We start from the raw sequence: 1,714 nt of genomic DNA on the forward strand, positions 1-1,714 counted from the left end.
GCGCAGCGTCGCCAGGTCCTTCAGGAACGAGATCTGCATGTGGGCCTGCGACAGCAGCATGTCCGGGTGCCACGCGAAGCCGGGCTGGCGCTCGATGAACAGCGCATCCACCAGCGGGCGGCCGGCGCGGCGCTGCTCGTCGAGCGCGATCGCCAGCGCCAGGTTCGACGGCCCGAAGCCGATGCCGATGAGGTCGTGCACGCGCATGGTCATGTCCTTGACTGCAGGGTGGAAGGGGCGTCGTCCTCGCGCGRCCACCACAGCGTGTCGGCGAAGAAGCGCTCGCGCAGCAGCGAGACCAGCATCGCGCGCTTGTGCGGGAAGTCGAACTCCTTCACCTTGGCGTAGCCGGAGCGATCGAGGTTGCGCAGCTGCTGCCGGTGGTCGGCGCGCGGCTCGCCGACGATGCGCCGCGTGCGCGGGTCGGCGAGGAACAGGTAGTGCGAGATCGACGTGAGCCAGGCCGTCGCGAAGGCCTTGCCGCGGAAGGCGGGCTCTCCGATCAGCACGTGCCAGCCGCGGTCGTGGTCGTCGGCTTCGCTGAATGGCGCGATGCGGTTCTCCTTCGCCCAGTAGGCCTCGAAGTAGCCGAACGGCTCGCCGTCCAGGCACGCGACCATGGCCTGCATGTGCGGGTCGGCGGCGATCGCGTCGAGGTAGCCGCGGTGCTTCGCGAGGTCGCCGTCTTCCTGCCAGACCTGCGCCACGTCGGGGTCGTTCATCCAGCGGTGGAAGCGTGGCAGGTCGCTCTCGATGTCGAGGCTGCGGAACGAGAAGGTCTGGGCTAGCCACGGGATGTGGCGCTGGTACAGCGTGCCCGTTCGCTTGGCCGCGCGCAGCGGGTGGCGGCGCGGGCCGGTCAGCGTGTAGCGCAGCGGGATCGGCGGCGCCACCTGCGGCAGCCACATCGGCGCGTGCTGGAAGAACATCTCGCGGTGTACCCGTTGCCGTCCGTCGGGCGCTGGCAGCGCGAGGCCGTGCTCGACGAGGTTCAGTGCCGATGCGAACGGCGGCACCAACGTGAGCGTCGGCGTGCCGGGCTCGAAGGTGAAGGCCGCCTCGATGATCGCCAGCAGGTGCGCGGGCGACGGCTCGCCGGAGCAGGGGCCGAGCCACTGCAGCGTGGACTCGTCGCGATCATCTGTCCTTTGATCATGCCTCCACTGCCAGCGGCCGATGCGGTCACGCGGTGCGGACGTTGGATGAAGCTCGCTCACCACCAGCCGGTCGCCATCGCGCTGCACCTGCAGCGGCTGGCCGGACGGGTGGCTCACGCRGCGCGGGGCCGCGGGGTCGGGAGGGGGTCGTGTGCTGGGTGTGCCGCTGTTCATGCCTCCATGACGAGCGGTCGGCGGGTTTGTTCAGCTGAACACCGCGCCGCGTGCTTCGTCATGTGGCTCATGGAACCGTCAAAACTCGTCTACATCGCGTCGCTGCGCAACGCGGCGGCCGACCGGGCCGGGCAGCCCATCCCGTTCAAGGCAGAGACGCGCTACATGAAGTCGCCGCTCGAGTTCCTCGTCGAGACGCTGAACGGCAGCACGCTCGGCGAGGCGTACTCGCTGCAGGCGGTGATCTTCGACGACGACGAGGGCAACCCGCGCGACCGCGAGCAGCTGAAGGACTACGGCTTCTCGCCGCACCCGAGCCGCTGCTGGCCGTTCCCGCCGGCGCTGCAGGTGCAGGGCCGGCCGGTGGTCGAGCTGATCGAGTC

General features: G+C 69.9%; 2 protein-coding genes and 1 pseudogene. 1 reads left to right on the forward strand and 2 read right to left on the reverse strand.

The window, feature by feature from the left end; genetic code table 11:
- Both AC1DXV_RS34345 and AC1DXV_RS34350 read right to left on the reverse strand, forming a co-directional pair.
- On the reverse strand, positions 1-207 hold a 207-nt coding region (locus tag AC1DXV_RS34345), incomplete at its 3' end, for a SidA/IucD/PvdA family monooxygenase (RefSeq protein WP_477938010.1).
- A gap of 2 nt (positions 208-209) precedes the next feature.
- Entirely contained in the window at positions 210-1,274 is a 1,065-nt protein-coding gene (locus AC1DXV_RS34350; protein WP_477938011.1) for a GNAT family N-acetyltransferase, read from the reverse strand.
- Positions 1,275-1,400: 126 nt separating this feature from the next.
- Here AC1DXV_RS34350 and AC1DXV_RS34355 point away from each other — a divergent pair.
- Positions 1,401-1,714, forward strand: a pseudogene (locus tag AC1DXV_RS34355) (N(5)-hydroxyornithine transformylase PvdF); the annotation flags it as partial.

This window comes from Rhizobacter sp. P3_C12, from assembly GCF_056402735.1.